This is a genomic window from Paraburkholderia podalyriae (assembly GCF_014397785.1).
Taxonomy (GTDB): Bacteria; Pseudomonadota; Gammaproteobacteria; order Burkholderiales; family Burkholderiaceae; genus Paraburkholderia; species Paraburkholderia podalyriae.
Genome location: NZ_VZQQ01000068.1, coordinates 21696 through 29852 on the forward strand (window position 1 = coordinate 21696; position 8157 = coordinate 29852).

The 8157-nt window shown below is 59.5% G+C and carries 7 protein-coding genes and 1 pseudogene; 3 read left to right on the forward strand and 5 right to left on the reverse strand.

Annotation, left to right across the window (positions count from 1 at the left end):
- Nucleotides 1-2: 2 nt before the first annotated feature.
- Nucleotides 3-341: a hypothetical protein gene (locus F6X42_RS36165; protein ID WP_246530396.1), complete on the forward strand. Its 339-nt coding sequence runs from the start codon at nucleotides 3-5 to the stop codon at nucleotides 339-341.
- Nucleotides 342-879: 538 nt separating this feature from the next.
- Here F6X42_RS36165 and F6X42_RS36170 read toward each other — a convergent pair.
- The gene (locus F6X42_RS36170; protein ID WP_187638728.1) at nucleotides 880-2016 is read right to left on the reverse strand and encodes a porin; all 1137 of its coding nucleotides are present in this window, start codon (nucleotides 2014-2016) and stop codon (nucleotides 880-882) included.
- Between the two features lie 208 nt (nucleotides 2017-2224).
- Nucleotides 2225-3145 (reverse strand): LysR family transcriptional regulator, encoded by a 921-nt coding sequence (locus F6X42_RS36175; RefSeq protein WP_187638729.1) that lies wholly within the window; start codon nucleotides 3143-3145, stop codon nucleotides 2225-2227.
- A gap of 133 nt (nucleotides 3146-3278) precedes the next feature.
- On the opposite strand from F6X42_RS36175, the gene F6X42_RS36180 reads away from it, so the two are divergent.
- Nucleotides 3279-4334, forward strand: a complete 1056-nt coding sequence (locus F6X42_RS36180; protein ID WP_187638730.1) for an aromatic ring-hydroxylating dioxygenase subunit alpha — start codon at nucleotides 3279-3281, stop codon at nucleotides 4332-4334.
- Nucleotides 4335-4352: 18 nt separating this feature from the next.
- Nucleotides 4353-5312, forward strand: a complete 960-nt coding sequence (locus F6X42_RS36185) for a PDR/VanB family oxidoreductase (RefSeq protein ID WP_187638731.1) — start codon at nucleotides 4353-4355, stop codon at nucleotides 5310-5312.
- Nucleotides 5313-5500: 188 nt separating this feature from the next.
- On the opposite strand, the gene istB is transcribed toward F6X42_RS36185, so the two are convergent.
- From istB to F6X42_RS36200, 3 genes and pseudogenes are all read right to left on the reverse strand, one after another.
- A complete protein-coding gene (gene istB / locus F6X42_RS36190; RefSeq protein ID WP_187638732.1) occupies nucleotides 5501-6259 on the reverse strand; it encodes an IS21-like element helper ATPase IstB in 759 nt (252 codons plus the stop codon).
- A 12-nt stretch (nucleotides 6260-6271) separates the two neighbouring features.
- Nucleotides 6272-7820: pseudogene (gene istA / locus F6X42_RS36195) on the reverse strand (IS21 family transposase).
- Nucleotides 7802-7984: a hypothetical protein gene (locus F6X42_RS36200; protein WP_187638733.1), complete on the reverse strand. Its 183-nt coding sequence runs from the start codon at nucleotides 7982-7984 to the stop codon at nucleotides 7802-7804. Before F6X42_RS36200 ends, istA begins: the two are co-directional and overlap by 19 nt.
- Nucleotides 7985-8157: the final 173 nt, after the last annotated feature.

Below are 8157 nucleotides of genomic sequence, written 5' to 3' on the forward strand. Positions count from 1 at the left end.
TCATGCGCGAATACCGGGACAGGACGGTGCAGGAGGTCGCGGCATGCACATGCGACCGCTGCGGCCGGCGCATGACGCCCGTTGACGATCAGTGGGAGTGGTACGAAAAGATGTCGCTCGATTGGCGTGGCGGCTTTGGCTCGATTTTCAGCGACGGCGCCCATGTGAGCCTTGACCTTTGCCAGCAGTGTGTCCGCGATACGCTGGGGCGTTGGCTTCGCGTCGATCCGCCGTCCGCACCGGATGGCTCAATGCAAGCCCTGAAGGGCGTCGTGCCCCGACCCAATGCGCCGGTATCTGTCGACAGGATGAATCCATGGGAATTTCACGAGCGCGACTAGAGGGCTTACCGCCCCATGCGGCTCCGCGCGTCGCTCAGACTGCCGATCATGGATTGCCGTTTCTCATGGGGCATCCCGAACTCACCGTCGCGACACTCAGGCGGCTCGTTACCTTCGGTTGAACAGGTTAGCCTTATCGCTGAACGAGTCTTGTCGACCGCATCGCCGCCGGTGGGACGTTGGGAGTTCAAGCGCAGGTAACAAGATGGACCGGTCGTTCATGACGGCGCCTCAGAGGCAGCAGCTCGGCCTGAGCCGTCATTCGAGCATCGGTGCCGGTCAGACGGGTATGGGGCGCTTTCCTGTCATTCACAGTCGGTGGTCGCGAATGACTCGTCCCGCGGAAAGCGAACGAGTACTTGCGACCCCGAGCGGCCGCCCACATCAATCTGCCGAACGTCGCCTCTGGAACCGGACGTTTATCCCCCGTCATGGCGAAAGGAAGCCGCTTGCGCCAATTCGCACGAGTAAACTGACAATCGTCGAATCGTGGTGTAGCAACGCTCTATGGTTTCGGGCGTGCCGCCCCTTTCAGCACCTAGAAGAGATGCCTCAGACCAACCATCGCGCCGGTTTGACCCATCCCCGCGCCAGGCGTAGCACCTGCGCCCCCCGAGCTGACGCCGTATCGCGCGTGGGTACTGTTCGCGAGGTATGCTACCTGAGTGTAGACAGCGCTCCGCTTTGAAAGGAAGTACATGACGCGTACCGTACTTAACGTCGCGCGCGTATCGTGTTCGCGGTTTATGATCCGATAGGCTTCTCCATCGACATTCAAAAATGGTGTAACCAGATAGGAAGCGCCGGCATAGTAAATGTTTGACCGGACGCTCGCCGTGCTAGCTGAGGCTGGTTCAACGCTGCGTCCAAGCCATCCGCCAACAATTTTCACACCAGAAAATCTCACATAAGCATTCGCCTGTATGCGAGTGTCCTTGTCGCCACTACTCGCAATCGCGACTGGCGCCACCCCGTCGAAGAAGCTGAACGCTGCATTCGTCCCACCACGCTGTTCCTCGTACGACGCCACTACCCCGAACATGGGTGCATCGTACTTCACCATCGCCGACCAACCCCGACACTGATTGAAGTCGCTCGCGATGGATCCCGCGCAAGTCCCTTGTCCCGGCGAGTTTCCGGTGCCGGCTGAATCTCGGCCAAAAGAGTAAGTTGCGCCGAGTGTGAATCCGGCGAACGTGCCTTTGTAAGCAATGCTGTTATCGCTTCGTGCATTCGGCACATATGCGTCAAGCGATCCAAGGCTATAGATGGCGGGCCCGAGCACATCGTTATCGAGCAGGGCAAGGTAGGTCATGGTGTACTGACGACCAAACGAAACGGTGCCGAACGGCCCACTAACGCCAACCCATGACTGCCGGCCGAAAAGCCGGCCCCCTTGCCCAAGATCCCCGCCTCGCAGATTGAAGCCGCCCTCCAGAGTAAAAACAGCTTTATATCCGCCGCCGAGGTCTTCGGATCCACGCAAACCCCACCGCGACGGAAGCGAACCAGTAATCGCTGGCATCCGGAAAAGCTTGTCGCCCGACGCATTCGCATGCGAAATATATTCGATCCCTGTGTCAACGATGCCGTAGAAGATCACGCTGCTCTGACAGAAAGCAGGCATGGTGAAGAGTGCACCCACAAGTGATATGTAGTACTTACTGTAGTTCATGCGTCTCCGCCGGTGATATTTATCGTGTGTGCCGTCAAGCCAAGAGAGCCACGGCCAGTAAATCGTCTGCACAGCGGCAAGCCAGCATGTACTAGGACTCCAGTTTCGTCACGGGACACCCATTTGGCAACCAGATGGGTTAAATAACGGTAATAGATAAAATGAATAACACCGCCCGACTTAAGGAAGGCAAGAAATCGGTCGTCACCTATCGTCGTCTAGCCGACCCATCGTCTCCAAATAACTCGAGCACTTGAGCCCGCAGCCAGCGGTTGCCTGGATCGTTCTGCTGGGAGCGGTGCCAATGCTGTTTCAGATCGAATGACGGCATCGAATAGGGAGGTTCGAGCGCGTGCACATCGGCAAACCGTGCGAACACCTCTGCTACGGCAGCCGGGACGGTCACAACGAGGTCAGTGGAAGCAATAACCATCGGAATGCTCAGGAAATGCGGCGAATGGAGCATCTCGCGGCGCTGGACACCTTTCGCCTTCAGGAATTGCTCTACGATTTCCTGGCTGCGACCTTCGGCCTGCACGACTGCGTGCGGCAGCGACTGAAACTGCTTCTTCGTCAGTCCTTCCGATACCACCGGATGATCGGCCCGGACCAGACAGACAAAGCCATGACGAAACAATCGCTGCTGGAAGACGTCTGTGCCCTGAAGATCCGGAAAGTAACCGATGGCGAGATCCACTTCGCTGCGCTGCAACGCCGCCATCAGATCCTTCGGATCGGTCGACACAGTGCGCACGTCGACGAGCGGTGCATCTCTCGCGATCCGTTTCATGATTTTTGGAAGGAAGACCATTTCTCCAACGTCCGACATTGCGAGAGTGAACGTTCGGCGCGCTGTGCCTGAGTCGAAACCGGGCGCCGTGAGGATATGTTCACGGATATCGGCCAGGATCGACTGAACGACTGGGGTCAGCGCGAGCGCGCGCGAGGTCGGCTCCATCCCGTGCCGCACCTTTACGAATAAAGGGTCGCCGAGCTGTTCGCGTAGATGTTTGAGCGAATACGAAACCGACGGCTGGCTCAGGCCGAGTTCCTCGGCGGCCTTACCGACGTGTCCATGCCGCTGCAACGCGTCAAAGACCCTGATCAGATTCAGATCGAAGTTATCCATTTTGTCTATCACCGTTATTTACGCTATCTGATTGCCAGATGATAAGGCAGCCGTGAAACTTGCGGAAAGTCAATTTAGCGAAGCAACGACGGAAGGGTTCCGTCGATGTCTTCCCGACGATATGGAGACAACTATGTTTGCCAAAAACTCGTGGTACGTCGCGGCATGGGCCGACGAAGTAGAAACCCGCCCCTTCGCCCGGACGCTCCTGAACGAGCCCGTCGTCCTGTTCAGAGGCGCAGGCGGCACAGTGGCAGCGCTGGAGGATCGATGCTGTCATCGTGCCTTGCCGTTGCGCCACGGCGATGTCGTGGGAGACTGTCTGCGCTGCGCCTACCATGGACTGGAATACGATCTGAATGGGCAATGCGTCCGCATTCCCGGTCAGGACAGGATCCCGTCCAAGGCAAAGGTGAAGGCCTATCAGGTCTTCGAGCGCGACGACCTGATCTGGATCTGGATGGGCGATACCGAAAAGGCAGATGCGAACAGGATTCCGGCATACCCGTGGCATCAGGATGGCAGATGGCGGTACAAGAAAAACACGTACCTCATTGAAGCGAACCATCTGCTGATCTACGACAATCTGCTCGACCTGACACATCTCGGCTACGTACACAAGCAGACTATCGGTGGCGATGCCGAAACTCACTTCGCGGCGACGACGAAGACGACGCGCACGGACAGCGGCGTTCGTGTCGAGCGCTGGATGCCGAATTGTGTTCCCCCGCCGACATATACCGCTGCCTTTACATTTGGCACTGATCGGGTCGATCGCTGGCAAGAAATCGAGTTCGAACCCGGGCTCGTGCGAATTTTCACGGGAGCCAAGGACGTAGGCGCTGGAGCACCGGAAGGGCAGCGTGACGGCGGATATGGCTTCCGCGGGCTGAACGCGATGACCCCGGAAACGGAAGACACAACGCATTACTTCTGGTCGGCCGCGCATAATTTCCGCCTTGATGAGCCCTCGGTTACTGAAGAGATCTATCGAAACATCGTGGTCACATTCGGCGAAGACAAGGAAATCATTGAGTCGCAATATCGGAGTGTGAAGCGTACTCCCGACAGGCCGTTCGTCGACATCGCATTTGATATCGCCCCAGTGCAGGCGCGTCGACAGTGGACCGCAATGATCAAGGCCGAGTCCGCGCCGGCGTCACTCGAAGCGCAAACCGCGTCGGTCTGAGTTCGGGCGGAAAATATCATGAGTTTGACAGTCACAGTCACGAACAGGCAGCTGGTCGCCGAGGATGTCTGCGCGTTCGATCTGGTAAATGCGGACGGAAATCCTCTTCCGTCGTTCATCGCAGGCTCACACATTGACGTGCATCCACCCGGCGGTCCCGTTCGCGAGTATTCGATATGTAACGACCCCAACGAAACGCACAGGTACTCGATTGGCGTACTGAAGGACCCCGCTTCTCGTGGTGGTTCGATTGCCATGCACGAACTTAGGGAAGGAACGACCCTCACGATCAGCCTGCCGCGAAATCACTTTCAGCTATCAAAGGACGCGCATCACTCCGTTCTAGTGGCTGGTGGTATTGGGATTACGCCGCTTTTGTCGATGGCCGAAAGCCTCTACACGACCGGCGAATCATTCGAACTCCATTACTGCGCCCGCTCAAGCTCCAAGCTCGCTTTCATGGAACGCCTGAAAGGCTCACGCTTCGTGTCGAATGTCATCTTGCACGTTGACGATGGCGACGCTACGCAGCGTTTCAATGCTACGTCTGTCTTCAGCGCTGCCAATAATCCCGCCACTCACGTGTATGTCTGCGGGCCAGGTGGTTTCATCGATTACGTCCTGGGGGCTGCTCGCGCTGCCGGATATCGCGACGAGCTATTGCATCGCGAATATTTTGCCGCCGCAATTGAAGACACCGATGAAGAGGACCGAGCGTTCCAGATTCGAATCGCAAGCAGCGGCGAGGTCCTATCAGTCGGCGCTGACGAAACGGCCTTATCAGTACTCGCCAAACATGGCGTTGACATTCCGACTTCGTGTGAACAAGGCGTCTGCGGTACATGCCTTACACGCGTTCTCGATGGCACACCGCTGCACAGGGACATGTTCCTGACCGATGAAGAGCGTGCGGCTAATGACCGGTTCACGCCTTGTTGTTCGCGCTCACATTCGCCGGTGCTTGTGCTCGATCTGTAGATGACGCAGGAGTATGGCGTCACGCATAACAATGCGATGTCTTGCGCTCCGAGAAGAGCGGGTGCGTATTCCACGCAAAGAGAACAGCCGTTCCACTGCAAAGTGAATCGTGATTCCACGGCAAAGAGAACAAGAATTCCACACCATCGCGAACAAACTGAGCGCAGCGACGCGGGACCTTTGCCTTTTTACTCGGACTGCTGCTTCGCGGTCAATCGGCTACGTGTCTTGCGCAGTGATTCGCCCGCGAGGGTGATGCGATGTGCGTTGTGCACGAGCCGGTCGAGGATCGCGTCGGCGACGGTCGGCTCGCCGATCGCTTCATGCCAGTGATCCACTGGAATCTGGCTGGTGGCGAGCGTGGATCGGTGTCCGTGCCGGTCATCGAGCACCTCCAGCAGGTCGCGCCTGGCCGAATCGGTCAGCGGCGCCATGGCCAGATCGTCGAGAATCACGAGATCCGTCTTGGCCAGTTGCGCAAGCCACCGCGCGTAGTGCCCGCTGCCGTGTGCGATCGCCAGTTCCTCGTTCAGCTTCGGCACGCGCAGATAGCAGGCGGAGAACCCCTGACGGCACGCCTGGATGGCGAAGGCGCAACCCAACCAGCTCTTGCCGAGCCCGGTCGGGCCAACCAGGATCAGGTTCTGCCTCTCCCGAAGCCACTCACCGGTCAGCAGTCGGGCGGTAAGCGCCCGGTCCAGCCCACGGGCGGTGCGATAGTCGATGTCCTCGGGCGACGCGTCAGGGACCTTCAGTCTGGCCCGGCGCAGCCGGGCCGCCGTTTGTCGCGAGTCACGCTCGCTGGCTTCGCGCTCGACCAGCAGCCCCAGACGCTCTTCAAAGCCCAGCCGGTCAATGCCGTCCTGGGTCTGTTGCTCGGCAAGCGCCGCCGCCATGCCGGGCAGGCGCAGCGCGTGCACTTTGTCGACAGTGGGATGTTGCAGCATAACGACTCCCTTTCAATGATAGTAAGACGGCCCGCGCACGTTGGCGTGCATGAGCGGCAGGTCAGCCTGGGCGGGAGCCGCGTCGGGCTCCCGGTCCAGGCCATTCTTCAGCGTCGAGGCAATGAACTTGTAGTTCGGCGCTTTCAGATCGATGGCGCGGCGGCAGGCGGCTTCGAGCCGGTCGCGCCCGTAGTCCTTGCCCATGCGCAGCACGCCCAGGCAGGTTCGATAGGATTGCTGCGGGTGCTTGCGGGCACCCAGCAGGTGCTGGATAACGGCCGCCGTATGCGGACCGATGTCGGCGGCCCAGTTGCGCAGCCGCTGCGGATCCCAGCCTTTCGCGACCGCGAGATGCTCGGGCGGCATGTGCGCGTCGATCGTGGTGTGGTGGCGAGCTCGGGCGCTTTTGCCGTGGGCGGCAATGCGTTGGCCACGATGGAAGATTTCGACGGTGCTGGCCGTGTGACGCATGTCGACCTGCTCGCGCGCGTAGCGGTACGGCACCGAGTAGTAGTGCTGATCGAGCTCAACGTGGTAGTCCGGGCCGACGCGTGCGACCTTCCATTCCGCGTACTGATACGGCCGCTCGGGCAACGGCCTGAGCGCCGGGCGATCGATCTCGTCGAAGACGCTACGGCGGGAGCCAGGTAATTTCTTGAAGGGCCGGTTGTTCAGATCGGTCAGCAAGGCGGCGACCGCCCGGTTTGCCCCGTCCAGACTGAAGAAGCGCTGGTTGCGCAGGCGGGCGAGGACCCATCTCTGCACCAGGAGAACCGATAACTCTGCTTTCAGCTTGTCTCGCGGTTTTTTAATGCGAGCCGGGATCACAGCCACGGAGTAATGCCCGGCCATTTTCTGGTAGGTTGGATTGATGTCCGGATCGTAGAACCCAGGCTTGTGGACGCCCGATTTCAGGTTGTCAGGGACCAGGATTTCGACCAGACCGTCATAGAACGCGAAGGCGCGCACGTGCGAGCCGATCCAGTCTGGCAACTTCTGGGTCCAGGTGAGTTCCGCGAAGGTGAAGCCGGACACGCCGAGCGCAGCGACGAACAACTCGGCCTCGCGGATTTCACCGGTGTCCGGGTTGGATGATGCCCAGCTTCTTGCCCGAGTAGTCGACGAACAGCTTCTGGCCCGGCACGTGCGTTTGCCGCATCGTGACCGGCAGCCGCTGCGCCCATTCCTGGTAGGCCTTGCAGAACCAGCTGTAGCCGCAGCCGTCCGGATGCTGCGCCTTGTATTCCTGCCACAGCAGATCAAGCGTGACGCCTTTCCTGCCGATCTCGCGATGCACCGTCGGCCAGTCCGGCATGCCGCGCGTTGGCTCGCGCCGCGCCGGCGGCGGATACAGCCTCGCCTCGAGCGCCGCGTCGTCCGTTAGCAGTTCCGCTGGCAGCGGCCAGCCCAGCCCCGCCAGCCGCGTGCGGCGCAGGTAATGCCACACCGTTGTTGTCGAGGCGCCGACCGCGTCGGCGATCTCCCTCTGGTTGCGGTCGCACTCGAAATGCAGCCGCAGCACTTCCCTGATTTTGCGCATGGTCAACCTGACATTTGCCATTCGGCACTCCCGACAAAACCGTCGATCGTGCCACCGTTGACCCGCGTCGCCGCCACCCCGAAATCCTGTTCGCGATGGCGTGGAAACCCTGTTCTTTTTGCCGTGGAATCGGCATTAACTTTGCCGTGGAATTCGTGTTCTTTTGCCGTGGAATTCCTGTTCACTTTGGCGTGGAATATTCAAGCGGGCTCGCAGATTTAACGTAAGCGGGTATCCGTCAGCGTAACCCGTCAGAAGTTGGAATATAGTACGAGACCAACAACGCCGCGAGAGATCAGGACGAGGTGAGCGAGATCCCGCTGCGACAGTGCGACGGCTCTCTGGATGTCAGAACGCG